Origin of the sequence: Affinundibacterium nitidum (genome assembly GCF_014284155.1) — a bacterium.
In the GTDB taxonomy this organism is placed as follows: domain Bacteria; phylum Pseudomonadota; class Gammaproteobacteria; order Burkholderiales; family Burkholderiaceae_D; genus Undibacterium; species Undibacterium nitidum.
The window spans coordinates 147,713-171,102 of sequence record NZ_JACOFZ010000003.1; the positions used below are offsets into that span (position 1 = coordinate 147,713).

The window sequence follows — 23,390 nt, forward strand, 5'->3', positions numbered from 1 at the left end:
TTTTTCCCAGTTAACACAAATAATAATTGGATGGTCATAAGTGAATTTCATTCTGATCACGAACTGGAAAAACTGCCGAATGTGCGAAAAAAGGCACACAAAGCGAGACGTTTAGCGGTTTTGTGACGAAAGAAAAGAGACGGTTTTAAAGCGGGGAAACACAAAGAGATACTGTTATGCAAAGCACAAAGAAATCAACAATCCTGGTTTGAAAAACACCATAAAAAGTAAATATTTTTACTTTTTATGGTGTCAAGAAGGCTAGTCGAGAATACCACCAACAAATGAGCAAAGAATTCCATTCACATCTAGTGGCATAAAATGCAATGTAACTAAATGAATTGAATCTGACCTTCGGCGATCCCGATCAGGCTCAGTGCTGCAGTAATGTCTGTAGGCGTAATCAGGCTCGCTAGCTGCATACCATTGGTGATAGATGCTGTTTCGGTCAGATAGTTGAGGCCCCACTCGACTGCAAATTTATTGGTCAACTCAGCTTTATTGTCGAGTAGATCAGCAACCCAGCCCCACGTGGCGTCTCCTTTGAAGTTGTGCGCTGTACCGAGAATCGTGTGCACCATGGACCCCTTACTTTCCTTACCGGAATTCAGTTGCTGAGTCCAGTATGCTAGGCCTTCTGCATCGGCGCCTTCTTTTCGTCCCAATGCGTTTTTATAAATAATATTCACAAAATCAGCGCTAGACATGCTGTTTGAATAACCTGTGAGATCAGGATACAAAATAGCTGCCGCGTAAAAAGCATTACCGATCTGCTCCAAGCTCATGCCAGCTTTCATTTGTGTGATCCAATAATTCAAACCATCAGCCTCTGGAATGCGATTGAAATACGCTACATACAAATCTTCCAAGCTTTTCAATGAAGTCTTTGCAAGGCTCTTCGCATTTTGATGGATGTTGGGATTAATAGAAAAATCTTGGAACTGAATTGATTCAATTTGATGACTCGCCAAACTTAAACCGATGTTCTCACCCAAAATGAGCGTCCCGTTTGCCATCTGAGCAATACTAAAGTGGCTACTGTCCACTAATTTAGCGGCTAACTTCAAGGAATCAGAACCAATTCCGCCGTCTATATACATTTGACGAGCAAAACCAAGATCAGCAAGCGTGATGACGTTATCGCCAGTGCCCATTTGCAAAATCGCCCCTTTGTCGGTTGCTAAAACTGAGTAGGACGCGTCGGCAACCAACTTAATTGGCGAACTCACCAGCACATTTTCCTTTTGCTGTGAGGCACTCAAGTTCTTGCGAATTAGGCCCGTACTGTCAACGGTAGTCAAAGTGATCGTGCTCCCCGTAGACATGAGTCCAGCGGCATAAGCATCAAAAAAACTACCATCGGTCTTTACTGAAGTCTTGCCGGTTGCAGACCATGTGAAGCTAAACAAAGTGTTGTTGGGCGTCTGTGGTTGATAGATACCTGGAATTGTCGATGCAACCGACAAGTAGTCACCAATTGCTTGATAATAGTGCAGGGCAAAGGCTTCTTTCTCAGGAGCGCTAAACGGCACGCCTAAAGTCAGCATTTTCGAGTTCTGAGTCGCTCGCCACACGCCATTGGCGCGATAGTAACCACCTTGGTAAGTTCCAACCACACCCAACTCACCGTCGTTGTAGCCCATCCAATCACTCCAAGGAATACGGGAAAGTGAATCAGTGACATGGGCGCTATTCAGGAACGAAGTTGCGTCTAGAGGAAAACTTGGCGCTACCGCAGAATCGACGTATTCATCCTGCAAGTCTGCAAAACTGTGTCCGATCTCATGCAAAGCCAACTCTGAGGCTGCACTATTGCCAGCTGATGCCCATGCAATAGAACCACCTGCACCGCCATATAACGGCGTGTTGACCAATACGATAATCAATTCGTGTGCGTTGGCAGGTAGCGCCTTTTCGACTTCAATTTCGACCGAGCCGGAATCTCCATACAGCAATCTACCATCACTACCATGCTGAGAGGCATTGAAGTAGGTATTGACTGAGATGCCATTATTCGGTTGATCCGTACCCGACTGAGCGGAAGCGAAGAACAAAGCATTGGCATTGAAGAAGCCACTGTAGTTGGAAAATGGCGCATTCAACCTAGCATTGTCAGAGCCGAGGAAAGTACGTAAAAACGTATTAGCATCGCTCAAGAATTTCTCGCGTTCGGCTTGTGTATAGCCCTCGGCAACAATCGTAATGTCAACCCGATGGGCGCTGTCACCGGTGTTTAATAGGGAGGTTAAGTCTGGCATATACACTCATTCAAAAAAGAGTTTTGTCGACGACGAAGTTTAAAAGAATACTAGCCCAAAGCATCAGACTCCACAATCACTATGGGGGATCAAGCAAATACACAACGAATAGCCGAAGACGCTTGAGCGAGGATCACATTTCACCGATACTGATTGCGGATTTGCATGCCGCCCAATTTAACCTCACGGAGTTTCCATGCGCTACGCCATTCGATTTCTGATGTTTTTTCTGCTGGCCCATACTTCGGCGGTATTCGCAGATGGAGCTAATAAGCCAGTCGCCCCAGCACCAGCACGAATGGAGGGACAGGGCCCCTATACGCAGCTAATTCTGCGTGAGGTAACGGTCATTAATGGTACCGGCGCCCCCGCCTTTGGGCCTGCTGACATCGTAATTGAAGGCAACCGTATCACACAAGTCGTAACAGTCGGCTCGCCGGGCTCAACGGTGCGATACGCCAGGCCAAAATTGAAACAAGGCGGCACTGAACTACAGCTGGCTGGCCATTACGTCATGCCGGGGCTGATTGATATGCACGGGCATATTGGCGGCGCAGAGCAAGGTACCCCTGCAGAGTATGTCTATAAATTATGGATGGGCCATGGCATCACCACCATTCGCGACCCAGCATGCGGCAACGGCTTAGCTTTTTGTCTCGACGAAAAGAAAAGAAGTGCTGAAAATCGCATTACAGCACCACGGATTTTCGCCTATCCATTTTTTGGACAAGGCACAGAAGCCCCGTTCACTGAGCCTGAACAGGCCCGTGCTTGGGTGAGAATGATTAAGGCTAAAGGCGCAGATGGGCTGAAATGCTTCGGCTATCGACCTGACATTCTGCAAGCGGCGTTAGAAGAAGCCAAAAAACTCGGTTTACGCTCAGCCTGTCACCATGCCCAAATCGATGTTGCACGTGTCAATGTTCTCAACACAGCTCGTTGGGGTCTAACATCAATGGAACATTGGTATGGATTACCTGAAGCCTTGTTTGACGGACAGCGCGTGCAAAACTATCCGGCGGATTACAACTACCAAAACGAACAACAACGCTTTGGTCAAGCAGGACGCTTATGGGCACAGGCGGCCAAACCGGGCTCAGAAAAATGGAACGCAGTCATGGACGAACTACTTAAACTTGATTTCACCATCGACCCAACTTTCACGATTTATCAAGCTGCGCGGGATGTCATGCGAGCCCGCCGCGCTGATTGGCACGACGAGTACACCTTACCTTCACTGGCTCAGTTTTTTAGTCCAAATCGAGACTCTCATGGTTCTTTTTTCTTCGATTGGGGCACCGAAGAAGAAGTGGCTTGGAAGGAAAACTACCGACTTTGGATGCGGTTTGTTAACGAATACAAAAATCGAGGCGGCCGAGTCACGGTCGGATCGGATTCTGGCTATATTTATAAACTCTACGGCTTTGGCACAATTGAAGAGCTCGAGTTATTGAGAGAAGCGGGCTTTCATCCACTCGAAGTCATGCGCGCGGCGACGCTCTCCGGCGCAGAAGCTTTAGGCGCCAGCCAAAGCATAGGCAGCATCGAACCAGGGAAATTAGCCGACTTGGCGATTCTTGATGAAAATCCATTGGCAAACTTTAAGGTTCTCTACGGAACTGGGCATATGCGTTTGAGCCCACAGGGCGATGTAAAACAAGTCGGCGGCGTCAAATACACCGTAAAAGACGGCATCGTCTATGATGCAAAAAAATTACTAAGCGATGTGAGAGGTATGGTTCTACAAGCAAAATCCCAAGCATCGGAAAAACATTAAGTTCGCTCTATTTTTTTACCTACTCCATGAATGACATTATCCCTTGTCCGATCTTATACGGACGATGTGGTAAGCGCAGCAACGATGAGGGGTAAAGAACCTTTGCAAAGTTCAGCCCCTATGCTATTGTCAGTTTCACTCTAAGAGCGCACGAAACTATGGCAGACGACTCACAACTGATTGCAATTGATCAAGTTAAGCTTGGGATGTTCATCAAGCTTGACCTCAGTTGGTTTGAACATTCGTTCTCTATGAATTCGTTCAAGATCACTAATCAACAGCAGATCAACGAACTACAAGCGCTTAAACTTAAACATATTCGCTACATCCCTTCCAAGTCTGACCTGACCCAAATCAATGCGCCCTCAAAACCGGTATCAAACACGACAGAGATCAAAGGGCAAGTTTTTGATAGCATTATTGAGGCGAAGAAAGCGCGTTTCGAGAAGTTAGCAAAGCAAAGAGAGGAGCTCGCGCGATGTGAGGAAAAATTCGTCCACGCCGCAAGCGTAGTTCGCAGCATAGGCAAAACCATCTTCTCACAACCAGAAGCAACCATCAAAGAAGCAGGGAAGCTGGTCGATAGCATCGCCGAAATTTTTCTCGATTCGAACGACACGGTTATGCACTTGATTCAACAAACAAGTGCCAACGAAGAGTTGTATTTCCATGGCTTGAATGTGTCGGTGTTGGCAATGATGCTGGCTAGCGAAATGAAATGTACTGAAGCGCAAATCAAATCCGTCGGGATGGCTGCCTTGTTCCACGATTTAGGCAAGGTCAATATTCCCGATAAAATTCTGCACAAGACTGAAGCGCTCACAAAACCTGAACAAAATTTTTTCGAATTACATCCTGATTATGGGGTCGAAGTCGGAAAAAAAGCCGGGCTTCCCCCTATCGTTTTAGAAGTCATCGCCAGCCACCACGAGTATCTCGATGGCAGTGGATATCCAAAAAAATTAAAAGCAGATGCGATTCGGATGCCAACCCGTATCGTAACGATTGCCAATGTTTACGATAATCTTTGCAATCACATCGATCCGGCACAATCACTGACGCCACACGAAGCACTTTCTACGATGTATGCCCATCGCCGCGCTCAGTTCGACCCGACGGTCATGGCGACCATGGTCAAAAGCCTAGGCGTTTATCCGCCAGGAACGATTGTCCGACTATCCAACGAAGCCATCGGCCTGGTTATGAATGTCAATGTCGGAAAACCGCTACGCCCGCGGGTTTTGGTCTATGACGCGGAAATCCCTAAAGAGGACGCCATCATTCTCGACCTCGCCGACGAGTCTAGTGATATCTCGATTACCGGCAGTATTCGACCCGGCTTGTTACCCAAAGCGATATTTGATTATCTCAATCCGCGCAAGCGAGTGAATTACTACTTCGACTCAAAATCGAAGACCGCCGCGAACGGTAACGCTAAGCCTAATGGGTAGAGATGACATGAGCATGCAGCCATCAATCCCGTTACAACTGAAGCTACTGCATCACATCATGCAGCAAGCTAACGAGGCCATGATTGTGGTTTCAGCTCCCGAGCTTGAGATACTTGAAATCAACCAACGCGCGTGCGAGATGATCGGTGGACTTCGCGACGAAATCATAGGACAAGCTTTATTCACAGTCGAATGCTCGCTCAATGATGTTTTCTTTTGGGAGGAACTTAAAGTCGCTCCTATCTTAATGCAAGCGCGAGTTGCGGAAAGCGAATGGCTAAGTCGAGATGGTCGGGCAATACCGGTCGAGAAACGTGTAAGTAGTTTCACCGAAGGCGACCAAACTGTATGGATCATCCAAGCCGAAGATCTAACGAGTCGGCGTCGGATGATTCAAGACCAAGTGACTTTAGCGTCGCAATTACAAAGTTCCTTAGAAGCTACCGCAGAAGGAATTATGTCGATTAATTTGGATGGCTATGTGGTCAACCTCAATCGCCGATTCGCTGGGATGTGGCAATTGAGTGATGAACTCATTGTAGAAAGAAACGCCGACCAAATGCTGCAGTACCTGGTTACTCAATTACGCAACCCTAAACATTTTGAAACGGTCATACAAAAACTTCATAACGAGCCAGAGTCTGAAAGTGAGAACACTCTACAACTAACGGATGGCAGGCATTTTATTTGCGTTTCAAAACCGGAATACCTGCGGGATCGATTAGTCGGTAGGGTTTTTAGCGTTCGCGATATCACCGCAATGAAAAAAGTTGAGAGTGATTTAGTCGATGCACTGAATATGGCGGAACAGGCAGTGCATGACAAATCGCGCATGTTGGATGCGCTCAAAATTAGCGAATCACGATTACGACGCTTGATCAACTCCAGCTTGATCGGCATCTTTCAAGGTGATATGCAAGGCCATCTCACGGTGGCCAATGAAATTCTTTTGGACTTATTGGGCGTCAACCGCGAAGATATTATTGGCAATCAAGTCGAGTGGCTCACCCTGACCTCACCGGCTTATCATGCAGCACATGAAGCTGCACTTAAGGAACTTGAAAAATTCGGACAAGCTGCGCCGTTCGAAGCAGAATTGACACGCAAAGATGGTAGTAAAGTACCCGTCATGGTTAGCTTGGCACGACTAGAAGGTTCACGGTTTGAATGGGTCGGTTTCGTACTTGACCTTACCGAACAGCGCAAAGCTGATCGCGCCAAGTCTGAGTTCATTTCAGTCGTGAGCCATGAACTTCGCACACCGCTGACTTCGATCCGTGGCGCACTTGGTTTGTTAGAAAGTGGTGCAGCAGGTGAACTAGCTCCAAAAATTAAGCACCTGATTGAAATTGCCCATCGCAACAGCCAACGTCTAGGCACCTTAGTCAACGATCTACTCGACATGGAAAAACTCGTGTCGGGCAAGATGGAATTTAATGACGAAGAATTTGATTTGTACGCCCTAGCAGAACAGTCGATTGAAGCCAATAGCAGTTATGCTGCGGCGCTCAATGTCCACTATAGGCTGGCGCCATTACAAGGCAATCCTATGGCGCGCGGAGACAGCGAACGCGTGATGCAAGTGTTTGCGAATCTCTTATCGAACGCTGCCAAATTTTCTCCGAAAGGGGAATTCGTCGAAGTTATTGTGCGTACCAGTCAAGACATGCTGAAGGTTGAAGTTGTCGACAAAGGTCCAGGCATTCCACTTGAATTTCGGGACCGAATTTTCACCAAATTTGCACAGGCCGATGGTTCAAATACACGCAAACAGGGCGGTACAGGTTTAGGCCTCAACATTACCAAGTCTTTTATTGAAAAGATGGGCGGCGCCGTAGGTTTTGAGAGCGAAATTAATAAAGGAAGTGTTTTCTGGTTTTCACTCCCTTCGGCCAACCTGCCAAGCGAGTAGCGATGCATGTCGCAATTCGGCCCTGCAAAATATTTGCAGACAAAGGTAAAACTCTTCTTTACTTTACTGCCGATTCCAACCAAGTTTTTTCTTTCTCTTCTACCGGCACACGTTGCTTACCCCCGACTTGAGACGGGTGTTCAATTGGCATCGACATTGGTTTACCTAGATCCATCGTCCAATAGTACTTATAAAACGAAGATTTCTTATAGACGCAGGCGACGCCGATGTCAGGCATGTCAGGTGCCATCATCGTTGCACAATGATGTGGGCTTTGCTGCCATGCTACAACGACGCTCTCAACCGAATTCTGTCCTGCCGCAATATTTTCCCCAGCCTTGAGAAACGCATAGCCAACTTGATCTAATCGATTCCACAATTCCCTCGAATCTAAACTCGTATGAGAAACCAAGTTGCTTCTCGCCATATCAACTGAATGGCGATAGGACGCATTCAACAGTCGCAGATTCCATTTTACTGGTGGCGCGGCATCATATCGTTTCGTACCACACATTCTAGGCTCGGATCTAAAAGCATTCACGCGCCGCAATAATTCCATTTCTATACCCTGCGCTCCATTGAGCCCGCAATTAGGGTCACTCAAACCTGGCTCGGTGGGCAGCAGTCTAACGTCTATTTCTGATTCAGGTACAGTAACCGCAGCTCGTTTCTCACCCGTACGTGCATTCTCAGGGCCATGACAAGAGACCAGGCTCAAAGCGATGAGTGTCGGTATGATAGGGCGAATAAGACGTTTGTAGGACATCGAAAGACAAGATCAGTTAGAAGGAACCGAACACATGAGGCTTACTTTCTGCTGTTTGAGAATTTGGTTAAACTGGACTGTGCTTGGTGCTGAATTTTGCCCTGCACAAAGCTGCTCCACCCTAACAGCAAACCTTTGATACCCAGAGCCTGTCGTGCCCACTTCCACAAATCAAAATGGTCTTTGTGCTTCACAATTTTGCCATCTTTGAACTCGAAGCTCGCATGAATGTCATTGACGATTGTACGGCCGGTTTGTGAAAATACATAGGTTGCAACCCAATGCGCACGGCCACGTTGATCATCGGCGTCAATGCCATCGAATTTCAAACTAAAATCTTGCGCTCTGCTACATAGCATGCGCCACATATCACCAGCTTGACTGCCACTTAAATGCGTAAATACGGGGTCAGAAAATTCAATATTTTCAGCATAACAAGCACTCATACTCTCGGCGTCTAGGGCTTGAAACGATGTATAAAACTGCTCGATGAGCTTTGCATTAGGATGTTGCATCTGGGGTTCTCTCAATTAATGAGCGCTGGCCGAAGCACTTGCAGAAGCATCAGCAGAAGCTTCTGCCGAGCCGGCAGCGGGCTGTGACGGCGCGATCTGTGGCTTTACTTCTTCAATCTTATTTTCACGCATGTAGTCGTTCATTTCTTTCCAACCAGCATAAACGGCAGCGCGTCCCGCATCAGGATTTAGTGCATAGCAATCTTCAATTCCACGCCCTGCATGACGACAAGCACTACCCGTCGCTTTCGCTTCGGCTTCTTTGATCGCTGCGTCGCGAGCTGGATCTGGTATGCCCAACCGATCGCACCCCAACAAAGTGAAGCTGCTCAGCACTAATAAGAATATAGATGAAAGTCGCATGACATACCGCCTAGTTTGAGAGTCAAGATCATAATCGCAATGCTATTAACACTTGCGATCACGGATTATTCCACTCATAGTTTAGAACAGATCTTTTTTTTCAAAACGAAGAAAAGACCACAATCCGACACTAGCTTCGTTTATACAACAAAAAATAGTTTATGTCACTTTTGATAAGAACAAGTCAACCTAAATTGGCCTTCGACGTTAAATTTGAATCTCGCGCGGCGACCAGCTTGTTGGAAGAAGGATATAATCCGCGACCAAAACCGCCAGGCCGCGATAAATGCACCTATCGCGGACGGCTTAACAGCTTAGCGTTCTTGATTTATTTACACCAAATTCTCATTTCATTTTCTCCACTTTCGTCTTCAAAGGATTCCTGAACATGACACTGTTCAACCATCAATTTTACTCACGCGCAAAGTTAGTCAAATGCTTAATCAGCGGTCTTGGACTTATCCTAGGTGCAAACTGCCATGCTCAAGCGCTACAAGACAATCAATGGCATGGTGGCATTTCAATTGGCGGCTCTTACGCCTCCAGCAATACTTCATCGCAAACCTTCACGGTGAATGCCAACGGCAGCAAGGCAACGGCAGAAGATAAGCTCGGCCTCTACACCTTGATTAACTATGGCAGCAACAAGGTCAATGATGTAAAAACCAATACGGCGCAATTGTTCCGCTTAGGTGGTCGTTATGATTACAACTTGTCTGAAAATAGCTTCTTCTTCGGCGGTAGTGAAGCGGAAACCAATAAAATCCAAAATATTGATTCACGCTATTCAGTGAATGCAGGTGCCGGTTATAAGGCGATCAAAACTCCAGAAACTAGCTTCGATTTATTCACCGGTGTTGGCTATTCCAAAACCGAATTTGGCGTCACAATTCCGCCATCGGCGAGTAGCAAGAAAGGTGTGGAATTTCTATTGGGCGAAGAATCCACCCACAAGCTCAGTCCAACGTCGAGTGTCAAACAACGTTGGGTGGTGTATCCAGGCACTTCAGAGATTGGGACACGTAGTACACTCGATATCAACCTGGCGACAGTCGTAGCCAACGGTTGGACCTTAAATGCAGGCGCAGCGTTCAACTACACCAGCAAACCGAGTGCTAACTTCAAGAAGACAACCAGTTTGATTACCTTCGGTTTCGGCTACAAATACTAAACTGTGTTTTAGTCATTAAAAAGCCGCACCATGAAGACACATGGTACGGCTTTTTCATTCAGTACAGATAAAGAAGTTTAACTTTGCAATGACATTAAACTTGCATTACCACCAGCCGCTGTCGTATTCACGCAGAGCGCCCGTTCAGCTAACAAGCGCCACAGTGGAATCTCAGACTTAGCATCCGTTTCAGCGATACAAACAATCGCACCACTTTGCTGAGCCAATGCCAGTTTGTAGTCATTCACCACATCACGCGCCAATAGAGCAAATTGCACGTCATCAGCATTACCGACACTGACCGCATCTTGTACCAGCTTAGGCAAGTTCGATGGCAATAGAGCCTTATTCTTTTCTTCGACCACCACCGTGTTGCCGGTCGCCAAGGCAGCAGCAATTTGATTGAGCAAACTTGCGACATCTTTAGCAGCGCAGAACACACGGCCACGTGAAGAGAAGGCCAAGGTATTCGTCTCACCGGTTGGGCCTGGCAATAGCATCGTCATTTTGTACGGATTCTGACGCGCATATTGTTCAGCCAATGCCGCAACTTCTGCATGACCTTCTGCTTTCGCCCAAACTGTCAAGGCATCCAAAGCCACTGGCGCTTGTTTCTCATAGACCGTATTACCAGAGAAGCTAATCACAGGATTCTTTTGCAAGCGTTTTAGATACAGCGGACCACCTGCTTTAGGGCCTGTTCCTGATTTTCCTTCACCGCCAAATGGCTGAACACCAACCACTGCACCAACGATGTTACGGTTCACGTAAATGTTACCAACGTGCGCACGTTGCGTGATGAAGTTGATGGTTTCATCAATACGGGAATGCACACCGAGCGTCAGGCCAAAACCTGTCGCATTAATCGCATCAATCAGCGCTGGCAATTGATCGCGGTGATAACGCAAGACATGCAACACAGGACCAAACACCTCTTTTGTGAGTTCAGACAAAGCGCCAATTTCCATCACGGTCGGCGCCACGAAAGTGCCGTTTTTGCATTGCTCTGGCAATTCTAAGCTGTAGAAAGACTTAGCCTTCGTGCGCATTTGATCGATATGATTTTGCAGATTTTTCTGCGCCTCAGCATCAATCACTGGACCGATATCCGTTGCCAAACGATCTGGGATGCCGACGCGTAATTCTTGCATCGCGCCACGCAACATTTCCAATGTCTTATCAGCAATGTCTTCTTGCAAGCACAACACGCGCAATGCGGAACAACGCTGACCCGCGCTGTCGAATGCAGAGCTCACAACATCGTTCACCACTTGTTCTGGCAGAGCACTGCTGTCGACGATCATTGCATTCTGACCACCAGTTTCGGCGATCAATGGAATGTCTGCACCCTCAGCCAAAGAACGTTTTGCCAAAGTACGATTGATGATTTGCGCCACTTCAGTGGAGCCGGTAAAGATCACGCCTTTGACGCGGCTGTCTGCCACCAATTGCGCGCCAACGACTTCACCCGTGCCTGGCAAGAATTGGAGTGCGCCGACAGGAATTCCTGCTTCGTGCATCAATTGAATTGCACGATGGGCGATTAATGGCGTTTGTTCCGCAGGTTTCGCCAAGACGACGTTACCAGCGGCCAATGCGGCACTCACTTCGCCGATAAAAATCGCTAATGGGAAGTTCCATGGGCTAATACAAACCACTGGGCCCAAAGCTTCAGTCTGTGCTTGTTGTTCGACCTGCGCTGCGTAGTAACGCAAGAAATCAACCGCTTCACGCACTTCAGCCAAGGCATTTGGCAAAGACTTGCCGGCTTCACGAATCGCGAGCGCCATGAAATCTAAAGTTTGTGCTTCCAACAAATCACTTGCCTTGCTCAACAATGCTGCACGCGCCGCGGGAGTTTGGCTTGCCCATTGTGCAGCGTGCGCTTGCGCCGCCGCTAAAGCAGTTTGAACGTCAGCAGCATCGGCTTCCACCACTTGTCCAACCACATCAGCATGATCTGCTGGATTCAAAACGGGACGTGCTGTACTTGCTGAAACTGTGCCTGCGATCAAAGGTGTTGCATGCAGAGTCTGTTGGCTGAAAGCAGAAAAATGCGCGCTAATTTTTTGCAATTGCAACTCGTTGCTGAAATCCATACCGGCAGAATTCTTACGCTCGGATCCGAACAGCGCCTGCGGCAAAGAAATACCCGAGTGCATCTTACCTGCGAGTTTTTGAGCAATATGAATTGGATCTTCGATCAAGGAGTCGATAGAAATTTTCTCGTCGACGATTTGATTCACGAAAGAAGAGTTCGCACCGTTTTCTAACAAGCGGCGAACCAAGTAAGCCAATAGTGTTTGATGCGAACCTACTGGCGCGTAGATACGACAAGGTTTGTTGAGCTTATCAGCACCCACGACTTGATCGTACAAAGTTTCGCCCATACCGTGTAAGCACTGGAATTCATAGTCAGTGACTTTGGCTTCTTGTGCCCAGCTATAAATGGTCGACAAGGTCAAGGCATTATGCGTCGCGAATTGTGGGTAGATAACGTCAGTCACTGCCAACAATTTTTGCGCGCACATCAAATACGAAACGTCGGTGTAGACCTTGCGGCTATAAACGGGGAAGCCAGGCATGCCATCGACTTGCGCACGTTTGATTTCAGAATCCCAATACGCACCTTTAACCAAACGCACCATGAATTTGCGATTGCTACGACGCGCCAAATCGATGAGGTAATCAATCACAAACGGGCAACGTTTTTGGTAGGCTTGCACCACAAAGCCAATGCCTTCAAAACCTTCGAGATCTTTATCGAAAGCCAGCGCTTCCATCAAGTCGAGAGACAATTCCAAGCGATCTGTTTCTTCCGCATCGATATTCAAACCAATGTTGTACTGCTTCGCCAACACCAAGAGACTCTTCAACAATGGCAACAGCTCATTCATTGTGCGAGCACGTTGTGCGCGAGAATAACGTGGATGCAAAGCCGAAAGTTTGACAGAAATACCCGGACCATCTTTAATACCGCGTCCATTTGACGCTTTACCAATCGCATGGATCGCAGTCTCATACGCTTTGTAGTAGAACGCAGCATCATGCATCGTCAATGCTGCTTCGCCAAGCATATCGTAAGAATAACGATAACCACGAGCTTCGTTGTCTTGACTGTTTTTCAGGGCTTCATCGATTGTTTGGCCTGTCACGAATTGATTGCCGAGCATACGCATCGCCAAATCAACACCCTTACGAATCAAAGGCTCACCACCTTTTGCGATCAAACGTGTTAAGGCAGAACCCAAACCTTGATCACTATTGGTACTGACCAATTTACCAGTGACCAGCAAACCCCAAGTCGCCGCATTGACGAACAATGATGGAGATTCGCCTAAATGTTTGCGCCAATCGCCTTTACTAATTTTGTCAGCGATCAGACGATCTTTAGTAGAGGCATCAGGAATACGCAACAAGGCTTCTGCCAAACACATCAAAGCCACGCCTTCTTCAGAGGACAAGGAGAACTCATGCATCAGTGCATCAACACCGGATGCCCGCGTTCTTTGTTGGCGCACTGAACTGACCAATTTGTGCGCTAAATCTCGAATATTAGCCTGCGCTGCTGGCACGTCTTTGATATTGGCGAGCAGCCATTGCACGGCCTCAGCCTCATCGCGGCGATAAGCCTCAGTAATTGCGTTACGTAAAGCGCTTGGATTCGCTAGCAGTTCTTGCTGCAGAGCACTGAATGGAGTGGAGTTGGTTGGGGTGGTCATAGGTATGGTTTATTATAATTTTGCCCAAACGGGCATAAACAGATTAATGTTCAATTGTATAGAGGATTGACGAGGATTAATTCTGGAAATTCGAAGGTATATCGAAATATTCTATTTTGTGCGACAATAAGACCAAATTTTATTAAAAACTACCTACACTGCCTTCTTATGCTAGACAAAATCAGTAAAAGAATCCTGGCCGAATTACAAAATGACGGCCGCATCAGTAATGTAGAACTTGCAACGCGCGTCAATCTTTCCCCAGCAGCTTGCTTGGAACGTGTGCGTAAGCTGCAAGAATCAGACTACATTTTAGGCTATACAGCCCAACTAAATCCACATTTGCTTGATGTCGCCTTGCTGGTGTTCATCGAAGTGGTATTAGATCGTACCACGCCAGACGTGTTCGATGCCTTCAAGCGTGGCGTACAAGCGATTCCAGAGGTATTGGAATGCCATATGGTTGCTGGTGGCTTCGATTATCTGGTCAAAGCCCGGGTCAAAGACATGAACGCGTATCGAGACTTCCTAGGCAAGTCCCTGCTGCAGCTTAGCGGTGTGCGCGAAACGCACACTTATGCGGTGATGGAAGAAGTCAAAAATACGACGGCGTTGCCGATCAAGTAAACGGACAGAAGTCGAAAAAAATGCGTGATACTCAAATAGAGTTTTCACGCATTTTTTATTTGTATCGCTTGTACTTGAAGAGAGCTGAACCAATTAAAAATTAGCTCAGCTCAAGCAAATTACTGCTTAAACAAAATCCAGTAACGAGCCAAGTCGCTAGAGCCATCAGTGCCAGTCACAGTCTTCAGCACTTCTTCACCTTTAGCACGATTGCCTGCAGCCAAATAGGCCATACCCAAATGCAGTTTAGCTTCTTCAGGCGCCTTCAAACCACCCTTGGCAATACCGGCTTCAATCAGCGCGATGCCGCGCTCGAATTGGCCGTGGATTACAAAATTGTAACCCATATTAACCATACCCAAACCATTTTTACCTGCGCGAGCAGCAGTTTCACCTGCGTCTAAAGATTTAGCATCATCAGCAGCTTGTTTCGATGCTTTATCTAACAGCGGCTTATGCTTCGCTGCATTTTTGCCTTTGCCCAAGATACCGGCTTTGAAACCACCTTCGAGAACCTCTTTTGCCTCTAATGGCAAACCAGCGAGCAATCCAATTTCAGCCATTTCCATGTACTGTGTATCGTCTTCCAAATTGCCTGTCTTGTTCAGCAAGCGATACCAGTCTAAGCGCAAACGATCTGAGAAACCCTTGTTGTTCGGCAAACGATACAAGAGATCAGCCCAGAACTCGCGATTTGGATGATATTTAACGATCAATTCTAATGCTGCTGTAACGCCCTGTTCGTTTTTCAACTTGACGTGGCCACCATGCAGGAAACGCAAACGCTCTAAACTTGGTGCTTTGCCAGCAGCGAGGTCAGCATCGATCAATTTTTTGACTTCGGTTACTGTGTTTGCGAAATCATCTTGCAAATAATAGTTACGAATCAAAAGATCTTGGATCAAAGTGCTATTTGGATCGAGTGCGAGTGCTTTCTTTGTCCACACCAAAGACTCAGCATATTTTTTCTCATTGTAGTAAGTGCCTGCCATCGCTTCGGTGTACTTAGATTTTTCCGCGGCGGAGAGGAAATCACTATTAATCATCTCTTCGAAACACTTCGCCAGCAAAGCGTTATTACCTGTGCTCGATGCAACAACAGCCTTAGTACGGCTAATGAAGAAACTCTCGAATGGCGTTTTTTTATCGAAAGCGTCTAATGCCTCGATTTTCGTCAACGCTTCTGCATATTGCTTATTGCCGATCAAAGCTTGGATTTCTGTGTATGGTTTAGACCATTCTTGACGAATCACTTCTTGCTTAGATGGCTCCTTCTTTTCTTGTGCATAAGCAGATGGAAGAGACGCAATAGATGCTGAACCGATAGCCAACAAAAGTGCAGCGAGGGCGATAGGAGATTTTTTCATGGTGATAATGTGTAATTAAACTTAAAATTTATATAAAACCCAGAGGATATGATCTGACATGCTCACTCAGGACTTTTGCTATAGCGTCAGCAGCGGGTGCCTGATTTAAACATTATAACGCGTTTATACCCGCTGCCTATAGCTAACGCACCGCACACAAATTGGACGACATCATTCGCAATCAAAGGCGATACTTTTGTCATTATTGATTTAAATATTAAAAAAGCAGCATCACTGTGCAGAGTAAGCCATCTGCGAGTAAACTACGCGCAATTTAAATCGGCCCTCAATATTGTGCTCACTTTCGCAACTTCCAATTCATCCCTAACCTCGGCAAACTCTTGCTTTGCCTTGCTTGACGACGCTCAGTCAGATGAAAGTAAGTCGCGCTTCTACACAGGTTTAAGGCAAACCCATATTTGTACAAATATGTCTCAGTGGCAGTCCATGTGGGACTCTGTTCAAGAAGAACTCGCAGCAGGTTACCATGCTGTTGCTTTGCTCCGGTACGAAACAGGCTGCCAACTGCAGGCAATTACATCGCGCACCACTCCAAAAGAAAAACCAAGCCAGGTTTTGATTTTCGAACACTGCCAGATGTTGAGTCGCCACCAAGTTACTGATTTCTTGCAGCAGCATTTTCGGACCGATGAACAAGTATCTCCAGCGGGCATACACTCACTCGAAGCGAGCATTAATCAAACTGAATTCACGCAAGCGATCGCTCAAATTCAAGCTTACATCGCAGCTGGCGATACTTACCAGGTCAACTATACCTATCGTCTACACTTTCAAACCTATGGCTCTCCAATCGCACTGTATTTGGCACTTCGTGCTCGACAGCCTGTGCCATATGGGGCATTGATTCATCTCTCCAACGATAAAGTGGTGCTATCGTTTTCGCCTGAACTCTTTGTGCGCCATCAACAAGGAGCTCTCACGGCGCGACCGATGAAGGGAACGGCAGCTGCGTCGGGTGATTTGGCTGAAGATGAACGCCGCGCGCACGCCTTAAGCCAAGATCAAAAGAACCGTGCCGAGAATTTAATGATTGTCGATTTGCTGCGCAATGACCTAGGCCGTATCGCAGAGACGGGCTCAGTAAAGGTACCTCGCCTGTTTGAGGTAAATCGTTTTACTAGCGTTCTACAAATGACATCGACCATCGAAGCGACGGTGAAGTCAGAGCTGAACTTAGCTGAAGTCATGAGTGCCCTTTTTCCATGCGGGTCGATTACCGGTGCTCCTAAAAAACGCACGATGGAAATTATTCGAGAAATCGAAACAGAAGAGCGAGGGCTTTACACTGGGGCCATTGGTTGGTTCGCCCCCAACCCTAATAGTGAGCGCCTGTCTGACTTCTGCCTTTCTGTGCCAATCCGCACCCTTGAACTAGAAGCTTCTGCGAAATCCGGAGAACGCAAGGGACGCATGGGTGTCGGTGCGGGTATCGTTTTTGATAGCGTGGCAGATGAAGAATATGCCGAGTGCCAACTGAAAGCCAAGTTCTTGACTGGGCTCGAACCTCGTTTCGCCCTCTTTGAAACCATGCGAGCGACACGTGAAGAGGTTTGTCAAAATTGGGCTTTACATTTGGAGCGACTGCATGGATCAGCGCAGTACTTTGGCTTTCGCTTTAATCCTGAACGCATAGCAAAAGAACTGCAAGATTTCTGTTCAGGTTTAGATCCAAATACGACTTATCGCCTGAAGCTAACACTACAGCATGACGGCACCACCAACATCCAGAGTGCTGAACTTACGCCCCTCAATACGCAAGATGGGTATGTCAATTTTCTCTTTGAAAATGAGGTTTGTCACACGCCGAAGTTGTTCCTGGCTCATAAAACGACCATACGCCAGCAATACGATACCGCTTGGCAACGAGCCGAACGGCACGCTGCTTTCGATGCCATCTTCATCAACGAGGACGGGTATGTCACTGAAGGGGGTAGGAGTACCGTTCTTGTATGCCTTGAAGGACAGTGGTTCACCCCACCTCTGAGCGATGGAGTCTTGCCTGGGGTTATGCGCCGACAAGTGTTGACCGACCGCGTGCGTAATGTTCAAGAGCGTTCAATCACCGTAGCAGAATTTCTCAGTGCAGAACAAGTGGTGTTGGCAAACTCCTTACGCGGATTAATGCCAGCACGCCGCATCTCAGTAAGTTGAGTTAGCTCTTCGTTGAAGTGCAAACAGAGCAGGTTGGATTTTTCTGCAAGCGCATTTGTGACCACTCCATGCGCTTGGCATCGAGCATTTGCAGTTTTCCATTGAGCGATTCACCGACACCCATCAGCAGCTTTAAGCCCTCGGCAGCTTGCATTGTGCCGATAATCCCAACCAATGGTGCGAATACTCCCATCGTCGAACATTGAACCTCTTCGACATGCTGTTCTGGCGAAAACAAACAGGCGTAACATGGAGCATCTATTTGGCGCTGATCGAAAACGCTAATCTGGCCATCAAAGCCAATTGCTGCACCAGAGACCAAAGCAACCTTATGTTGAACACAAGCGGCATTAATTGCGTGGCGAGTCTTAAAATTATCGGTGCAGTCGAACACGACATCGGCAGCTTGCACAAGCTCCGATAAACGTTCCGTCTGCAAACGCTCCTGCAAGGCATGAACACCAACATCGGGGTTCAAATGCTGAATTGAAATCTGCGCAGACGCCACTTTACTCATGCCGACACGTTCTGTGTTGTGTGCAATCTGTCTCTGCAAATTCGTTAAATCAACTACATCATCATCGACTAAGGTGATCTCGCCGACACCAGAACTGGCAAGATACATCAACACGGGCGAGCCTAAACCACCAGCACCAACCACCAAGACTTTGGCCTTGAGCAAGGCTTGCTGCCCTTCGATTCCAATCGCATCCAAGAGGATATGGCGCGAATACCTCAGTAGCTGATTGTCGTTCATAAGGTGCAAAGAATTTGACCGATCGAAATATTTTCAAGCATTATTGCTTTTTCTTCAGATCGGACTTTGTTTTCTTTGTCGCAGGTAAAACTTTAACTGCTTGTTCTGGCGTTTTATCCTCAGGTGCGATCGCAACTTTGACTGGCAAACCCTTCAGATGATTTAATGCCTGACGCAATTGAAAGTCTTCCTTGCTACCAAACTCTAAAGGCTTGCTTTTCTTCGCTAGAGCGACCAGACGTTGCTCCTCTTCGAGCTCATCGATACGGGATTTCTCCTGATCTACGGCTTTCTCGGCCTCTTTATCATTCTTCAAGTGCTTATCCAAATCAACTTCACGTGAGCGGAAGCTATTGAAGCCATCACCATTTTCGGTTTCTTCGACATACAAGTCCGGCATGATTCCTTTCGCCTGGATCGCTCTACCATTCGGCGTGTAATAACGTGCTGTCGTAATTTTGATGCCAGTATCTTCAGAAATTTGGTGCACCGTTTGTACCGAACCTTTGCCGAAACTGCGCGTTCCTAGAATCGTCGCACGTTTATAGTCTTGCAGAGCACCAGCAACGATTTCAGATGCTGATGCGCTACCGGTATTGATCAAGACCACTAATGGAACAGATTTGATCGCCAACGGAAGTTTAGTGAGCGGATCGTTACCCGCACGCGCTCCGTAGAATTCGCGCTTGGCATAATAAATTGCCTTCGAATCTTCGACTTGGCCGTTGGTTGATACCACGGGCACGTCTTTGGGAAGAAAAGCTGCCGACACACCAACTGCGCCGGGCAATACGCCACCAGGATCATTCCGCAAATCCAAAACGAGCCCCTTCAATTGTGGGTCTTGCGCATACAAGGCTTGAATTTTCTTGGCGAGTTCGTCAACGGTAGGCTCTTGGAACTGAGAAATGCGCAGCCACGCATAGCCAGGCTCTACCATTTTTGACTTAACACTATGTTGCTTAATGAGCTCACGCACCAGATTCACAACGATAGGCTTATCTTCACTCTTGCGAGCAATCGTCAGTACGATTTTGGTGCCCGGCTCACCGCGCATTTTTTTGACGGCGTCATCAATGCTTAAACCTTTAATTGGTACAGAATCGATACGCGTGATGAGATCGCCCGGTTGCAATCCGGCGCGAAATGCTGGGGAATCTTCAATCGGTGAGACGATCTTGACATAGCCATCTTCCATCGCCACTTCAATACCAAGACCAACAAATTTGCCCTCAGTGCCTTCTTTTAATTCTTTGAAAGCTTTCTTATCAAGATAGGCAGAGTGGGGGTCGAGCGAACTAACCATGCCACTAATTGCTTCCGACAATAATTTCTCGTCGTCGACAGGCTCAACGTAATCGGACTTGATCATGCCAAACACTTCTGAAAACTCACTAAGTTTTTCTAGAGGCAACGAGGCTGGCACATTTTTTTGAGCGAGCGCCGAATACTGCAACGATGCTGCAACACCGGCGAACATTCCGAAACCGATAAGGCCCAAATTCTTTAATTTACTGCTCATGTTTCTTTCACCTGCCTTCATAAGAAGGAGAAAATGCTGGCCCAGCTTCACACCAAACCTGTTAAATTATTTGCGGACCCATCCCATTGGGTCAAAGGCTTGGCCTTTAAAACGCATTTCGAAGTATAGCCCTGATTCGTCAGCGCCGAAGGTATTACCCGCAGTTGCTATGGTTTCGCCCGCTTTGACTGCGTCACCTTTATTTTTTAACACTGCTTGATTACCTGCATAAATACTAATGTATTCGCCACCATGATCGATCAAGATCATGTTGCCATAGCCCCGCCACCAACCGGATACCATAACTCGTCCTGGGCCGACCGCTTTTACTTCTGTCCCTTCGGCAGCCTTAATAAAAAGACCTTTCCAATTAAGGCTATCGATACGTTTGTTACCAAACTTGGCTAGCAATTCACCCGCCAAAGGTAAGCGCATTTGCCCCTTCAATTTTCCAAAGGCATTTCCATCTAACACACTGTACTGCGGTGCCTCGTCGACCACAACATTCTTTCCGGGTCGTGTCTCGCTCGCTTCACTGGCCTTACCCGTATTTTTCTGTTGTGCTTTTTCTTGCGCCAAGCGCTCTTTGCGCAATTTTTCTGCCTGCGCCTGTTTGATTTGATCTTGCCGCGCTTGCTCTTCGAGTTTGCGAATCAGGCTATTCAATTGTTGTTCGTCACGACGCAAGTTTTCAGCTTCTTTACGCTGCGAACGTAACTTATTGGCTAATTCGGCCAATAGAGCCGCCCGCTTTTTCTTTTGTGACTCTAGACCTTTTTTGTGTTGCTTCTCTTCCTGCGCAATTTCGTCTAACTCTTCTTTCGCTTCCTGCGCCGCTTGACGATTCTTCTCAACCTCTTCCAAAGTCAACTTCAGACCATCGATCATCTTCGCCTGCGTTTTTGAAACATAGCTCATGTAATGCAAATCACGATTAATGCGATTTGGGTTTTCACCTGACAATAGCAATTTGATGCGATCACTATCGCCGTGCATATACTGTTGTTTCAGAAAATCCGATAACTGCTGCTTTTGTTTCTCGACTTGTGCTGTCAAACGATTTGCCTCATCCATCAAGGCTTGCAGACGCGCCTCCGCTTTCTTCTGTTCGGCTTGCAAATCAAGAATAGCGCGGTTGGCATCCGATATGGCCTGCTCAGATTCTTCTAATGCATCGACAGCGCGATCTTTTGCATTTTCTGTCTTACGAATATCTTTCTTCAGGTTGTCCAGTTTTTGCTGAAGCTCAGTACGTTCAGCCTCAACTTTCTTTTTCGCTTTGGAACGTGTCGTCTGTGCATCGACATTCAAACTCAGACTTAATAATCCAAGGGCGAACAGGCAAGCTACGAGCGGCTTCACACAAAAACGTGAGGCCGCTCGCAGTTTTGGAGATTGCAGCAATATGGAAGAAGGCATTGCTTACTTAGACTTACCTTGGCTTGCGACTGCTTGCAATGCTGCTTGAATCGCCTCTTGATCGCCCAAGTAGTAGCTCTTGATCGGTTTCAAGTCTGCATCGAGTTCATATACCAACGGTTGTCCATTTGGGATGTTCAGATTGACGATATCAGCATCGCTAATACCGTCCAACATCTTAATCAATGCGCGCAAACTATTACCATGGGCGGAGATGATGATGCGCTTACCAGAACGAATGGCTGGCGCAATGGTGTCGTTCCACGCAGGCACAACACGTTGAACCGTGTCCTTTAAACATTCTGTCAATGGAATTTGCTCACGCTTCAAGCCTGCGTAGCGTGGGTCACTGTAGGAAGTGCGCTCATCGTTTTCATCTAAAGCGTTTGGAGGAGTATCGTAGCTACGACGCCATACCAACACTTGTTCGTCGCCATACTTAGCAGCTGTTTCGGCTTTGTTCAAACCCTGCAAAGCACCGTAATGACGTTCATTCAGACGCCAATCGTGAACTACTGGCAGCCACATCAAATCCATCTCATCTAAGGTACCCCACAGTGTGCGGATCGCACGCTTGAGCACTGAAGTGTAGGCCAAATCAAAAGTAAAACCTGCTTCTTTCAACAACTTACCCGCTTGGCGAGCTTCGGCTACACCTTTTTCGGTCAAATCAACATCGGTCCAGCCTGTAAAGCGATTATCAAGATTCCATGTGGATTCGCCATGACGCATCAATACAATTTTATACATAATATTTACGTGAGTAAGAAATGAACAAGTGTAAAACGGGGTGTTTTTAGAAGTTTTTGATTCGATCAAAACTAAAATCAGCTTCTATTTTATAATGAGGCGCTTCTTTATAACCATTCTTACTTCGGGAAAACCGTGAATTTCATTACCGACAACTTGCTTTTAATCTCTATCGCCGTCGTTTCAGGTATTGCTTTGATGCTTCCGAGCCTACAAAGACGTGGTGCTCGCGTCTCTCAATTGCAAGCGACGCAGTACATGAATCAAGGTAAAACTTTAGTGCTTGACGTACGCAACCCCGACGAATTCGCAAGTGGGCATCTGCCTGGTGCGAAAAATATTCCTATCGATGAATTGACTAATCGTCTCGGTGAAATCGAGAAATCCAAGTCTCATGTAGTGATTACGGTGTGCCAATCCGGCGTACGCTCCGGAACCGCGGTCAGTATTTTGAACAAAGCGGGCTTTGAACAAGCATTTAGTTTAGATGGTGGCGTTGCTGAGTGGAAAGCGCAAAGCCTGCCGACAGTGAAGTAACAAAGGAGTAATCATGGTTGCCCATGTCACGATGTATAGCACAGCCGTTTGCCCTTATTGCGTAATGGCGGAACGTTTATTAAAAGCCAAGGGCGTTGCAGAAATTGAAAAAGTTCGTGTCGATCTTGATCCGGCAGTTCGCGAAGCAATGATGCAAAAAACAGGTCGCCGAACCGTACCCCAAATTTACATTGGGGAAACACACGTCGGTGGTTTTGACGATTTATCCGCTTTGGACCGTGCCGGAAAGCTCGATGCACTGCTAAATCCAACATAAAATGCACTGCACAAGCGGCTTTGATTG

18 protein-coding genes are annotated in these 23,390 nt (G+C 47.0%); 8 read left to right on the forward strand and 10 right to left on the reverse strand.

From position 1 onward, the window contains the following. Nucleotides 1-332 precede the first annotated feature (332 nt). A complete protein-coding gene (locus tag H8K36_RS10510; RefSeq protein WP_186916528.1) occupies nt 333-2,258 on the reverse strand; it encodes a M64 family metallopeptidase in 1,926 nt (641 codons plus the stop codon). Between the two features lie 196 nt (nt 2,259-2,454). Here H8K36_RS10510 and H8K36_RS10515 point away from each other — a divergent pair, with 196 nt between their 5' ends. The 3 genes from H8K36_RS10515 (at nt 2,455) to H8K36_RS10525 (ending at nt 7,398) form a co-directional block, all read left to right on the forward strand. Continuing rightward, nucleotides 2,455-4,035, forward strand: coding sequence for an amidohydrolase family protein (locus H8K36_RS10515; protein ID WP_186916527.1), 1,581 nt, complete (start codon nt 2,455-2,457; stop codon nt 4,033-4,035). Nucleotides 4,036-4,193: 158 nt separating this feature from the next. Next, nucleotides 4,194-5,486 (forward strand): HD-GYP domain-containing protein, encoded by a 1,293-nt coding sequence (locus tag H8K36_RS10520; protein WP_186916526.1) that lies wholly within the window; start codon nt 4,194-4,196, stop codon nt 5,484-5,486. A 13-nt stretch (nt 5,487-5,499) separates the two neighbouring features. Beyond that, nucleotides 5,500-7,398: a PAS domain-containing sensor histidine kinase gene (locus tag H8K36_RS10525; RefSeq protein ID WP_186916525.1), complete on the forward strand. Its 1,899-nt coding sequence runs from the start codon at nt 5,500-5,502 to the stop codon at nt 7,396-7,398. Nucleotides 7,399-7,456: 58 nt separating this feature from the next. Here H8K36_RS10525 and H8K36_RS10530 read toward each other — a convergent pair whose 3' ends face one another. The 3 genes from H8K36_RS10530 to H8K36_RS10540 are packed head-to-tail and all read right to left on the reverse strand — an operon-like array spanning nt 7,457 to nt 9,042. After that, the gene (locus tag H8K36_RS10530; RefSeq protein WP_186916524.1) at nt 7,457-8,164 is read right to left on the reverse strand and encodes a CAP domain-containing protein; all 708 of its coding nucleotides are present in this window, start codon (nt 8,162-8,164) and stop codon (nt 7,457-7,459) included. A 41-nt stretch (nt 8,165-8,205) separates the two neighbouring features. Continuing rightward, nucleotides 8,206-8,679 (reverse strand): nuclear transport factor 2 family protein, encoded by a 474-nt coding sequence (locus H8K36_RS10535; protein WP_186916523.1) that lies wholly within the window; start codon nt 8,677-8,679, stop codon nt 8,206-8,208. A gap of 15 nt (nt 8,680-8,694) precedes the next feature. Then, nucleotides 8,695-9,042 carry a hypothetical protein gene (locus H8K36_RS10540; protein ID WP_186916522.1) on the reverse strand — a complete coding sequence of 116 codons (348 nt, stop codon included), beginning with the start codon at nt 9,040-9,042 and terminating at the stop codon, nt 8,695-8,697. A gap of 388 nt (nt 9,043-9,430) precedes the next feature. Between H8K36_RS10540 and H8K36_RS10545 the strand changes: the two genes are divergently transcribed. Continuing rightward, nucleotides 9,431-10,213: a DUF481 domain-containing protein gene (locus H8K36_RS10545; RefSeq protein WP_186916521.1), complete on the forward strand. Its 783-nt coding sequence runs from the start codon at nt 9,431-9,433 to the stop codon at nt 10,211-10,213. Between the two features lie 77 nt (nt 10,214-10,290). Here H8K36_RS10545 and putA read toward each other — a convergent pair whose 3' ends face one another. Next, nucleotides 10,291-13,935 (reverse strand): trifunctional transcriptional regulator/proline dehydrogenase/L-glutamate gamma-semialdehyde dehydrogenase, encoded by a 3,645-nt coding sequence (gene putA, locus H8K36_RS10550; RefSeq protein WP_186916520.1) that lies wholly within the window; start codon nt 13,933-13,935, stop codon nt 10,291-10,293. A gap of 168 nt (nt 13,936-14,103) precedes the next feature. Here putA and H8K36_RS10555 point away from each other — a divergent pair, with 168 nt between their 5' ends. Further along, nucleotides 14,104-14,562, forward strand: a complete 459-nt coding sequence (locus H8K36_RS10555; protein WP_186916519.1) for an Lrp/AsnC ligand binding domain-containing protein — start codon at nt 14,104-14,106, stop codon at nt 14,560-14,562. A gap of 119 nt (nt 14,563-14,681) precedes the next feature. Here the strand turns inward: H8K36_RS10555 and H8K36_RS10560 are convergent, their stop codons facing one another. After that, entirely contained in the window at nt 14,682-15,929 is a 1,248-nt protein-coding gene (locus tag H8K36_RS10560) for a tetratricopeptide repeat protein (RefSeq protein ID WP_186916518.1), read from the reverse strand. 447 nt (nt 15,930-16,376) lie between these two features. On the opposite strand from H8K36_RS10560, the gene pabB reads away from it, so the two are divergent. Continuing rightward, nucleotides 16,377-18,101 (forward strand): aminodeoxychorismate synthase component I, encoded by a 1,725-nt coding sequence (gene pabB / locus H8K36_RS10565; protein ID WP_230404529.1) that lies wholly within the window; start codon nt 16,377-16,379, stop codon nt 18,099-18,101. Nucleotide 18,102: 1 nt separating this feature from the next. Here pabB and H8K36_RS10570 read toward each other — a convergent pair whose 3' ends face one another. The 4 genes from H8K36_RS10570 to gpmA all read right to left on the reverse strand — a co-directional run bounded on the left by H8K36_RS10570 (nt 18,103) and on the right by gpmA (nt 22,549). After that, the gene (locus H8K36_RS10570; RefSeq protein ID WP_186916516.1) at nt 18,103-18,858 is read right to left on the reverse strand and encodes a HesA/MoeB/ThiF family protein; all 756 of its coding nucleotides are present in this window, start codon (nt 18,856-18,858) and stop codon (nt 18,103-18,105) included. A gap of 40 nt (nt 18,859-18,898) precedes the next feature. After that, a complete protein-coding gene (locus H8K36_RS10575; protein ID WP_186916515.1) occupies nt 18,899-20,380 on the reverse strand; it encodes a S41 family peptidase in 1,482 nt (493 codons plus the stop codon). 66 nt (nt 20,381-20,446) lie between these two features. Beyond that, a complete protein-coding gene (locus H8K36_RS10580; protein ID WP_186916514.1) occupies nt 20,447-21,799 on the reverse strand; it encodes a murein hydrolase activator EnvC family protein in 1,353 nt (450 codons plus the stop codon). A 3-nt stretch (nt 21,800-21,802) separates the two neighbouring features. After that, nucleotides 21,803-22,549 (reverse strand): 2,3-diphosphoglycerate-dependent phosphoglycerate mutase, encoded by a 747-nt coding sequence (gene gpmA, locus H8K36_RS10585; protein WP_186916513.1) that lies wholly within the window; start codon nt 22,547-22,549, stop codon nt 21,803-21,805. A 135-nt stretch (nt 22,550-22,684) separates the two neighbouring features. Between gpmA and H8K36_RS10590 the strand changes: the two genes are divergently transcribed. Further along, complete coding sequence (locus tag H8K36_RS10590; RefSeq protein WP_186916512.1) at nt 22,685-23,086, forward strand: rhodanese-like domain-containing protein; 402 nt, start codon at nt 22,685-22,687, stop codon at nt 23,084-23,086. Nucleotides 23,087-23,099: 13 nt separating this feature from the next. Further along, a complete protein-coding gene (gene grxC, locus H8K36_RS10595) occupies nt 23,100-23,363 on the forward strand; it encodes a glutaredoxin 3 (protein WP_186916511.1) in 264 nt (87 codons plus the stop codon). The last annotated feature ends 27 nt before the right edge of the window (nt 23,364-23,390 follow it).

Coding starts and splice junctions, on each gene's coding strand:
- H8K36_RS10510 (WP_186916528.1), bottom strand. CDS start 2,258: ATGCCAGACTTAACCTCCCTATTAAACACCGGTGACAGCGCCCATCGG.
- H8K36_RS10515 (WP_186916527.1), top strand. CDS start 2,455: ATGCGCTACGCCATTCGATTTCTGATGTTTTTTCTGCTGGCCCATACT.
- H8K36_RS10520 (WP_186916526.1), top strand. CDS start 4,194: ATGGCAGACGACTCACAACTGATTGCAATTGATCAAGTTAAGCTTGGG.
- H8K36_RS10525 (WP_186916525.1), top strand. CDS start 5,500: ATGCAGCCATCAATCCCGTTACAACTGAAGCTACTGCATCACATCATG.
- H8K36_RS10530 (WP_186916524.1), bottom strand. CDS start 8,164: ATGTCCTACAAACGTCTTATTCGCCCTATCATACCGACACTCATCGCT.
- H8K36_RS10535 (WP_186916523.1), bottom strand. CDS start 8,679: ATGCAACATCCTAATGCAAAGCTCATCGAGCAGTTTTATACATCGTTT.
- H8K36_RS10540 (WP_186916522.1), bottom strand. CDS start 9,042: ATGCGACTTTCATCTATATTCTTATTAGTGCTGAGCAGCTTCACTTTG.
- H8K36_RS10545 (WP_186916521.1), top strand. CDS start 9,431: ATGACACTGTTCAACCATCAATTTTACTCACGCGCAAAGTTAGTCAAA.
- putA (WP_186916520.1), bottom strand. CDS start 13,935: ATGACCACCCCAACCAACTCCACTCCATTCAGTGCTCTGCAGCAAGAA.
- H8K36_RS10555 (WP_186916519.1), top strand. CDS start 14,104: ATGCTAGACAAAATCAGTAAAAGAATCCTGGCCGAATTACAAAATGAC.
- H8K36_RS10560 (WP_186916518.1), bottom strand. CDS start 15,929: ATGAAAAAATCTCCTATCGCCCTCGCTGCACTTTTGTTGGCTATCGGT.
- pabB (WP_230404529.1), top strand. CDS start 16,377: ATGTGGGACTCTGTTCAAGAAGAACTCGCAGCAGGTTACCATGCTGTT.
- H8K36_RS10570 (WP_186916516.1), bottom strand. CDS start 18,858: ATGAACGACAATCAGCTACTGAGGTATTCGCGCCATATCCTCTTGGAT.
- H8K36_RS10575 (WP_186916515.1), bottom strand. CDS start 20,380: ATGAGCAGTAAATTAAAGAATTTGGGCCTTATCGGTTTCGGAATGTTC.
- H8K36_RS10580 (WP_186916514.1), bottom strand. CDS start 21,799: ATGCCTTCTTCCATATTGCTGCAATCTCCAAAACTGCGAGCGGCCTCA.
- gpmA (WP_186916513.1), bottom strand. CDS start 22,549: ATGTATAAAATTGTATTGATGCGTCATGGCGAATCCACATGGAATCTT.
- grxC (WP_186916511.1), top strand. CDS start 23,100: ATGGTTGCCCATGTCACGATGTATAGCACAGCCGTTTGCCCTTATTGC.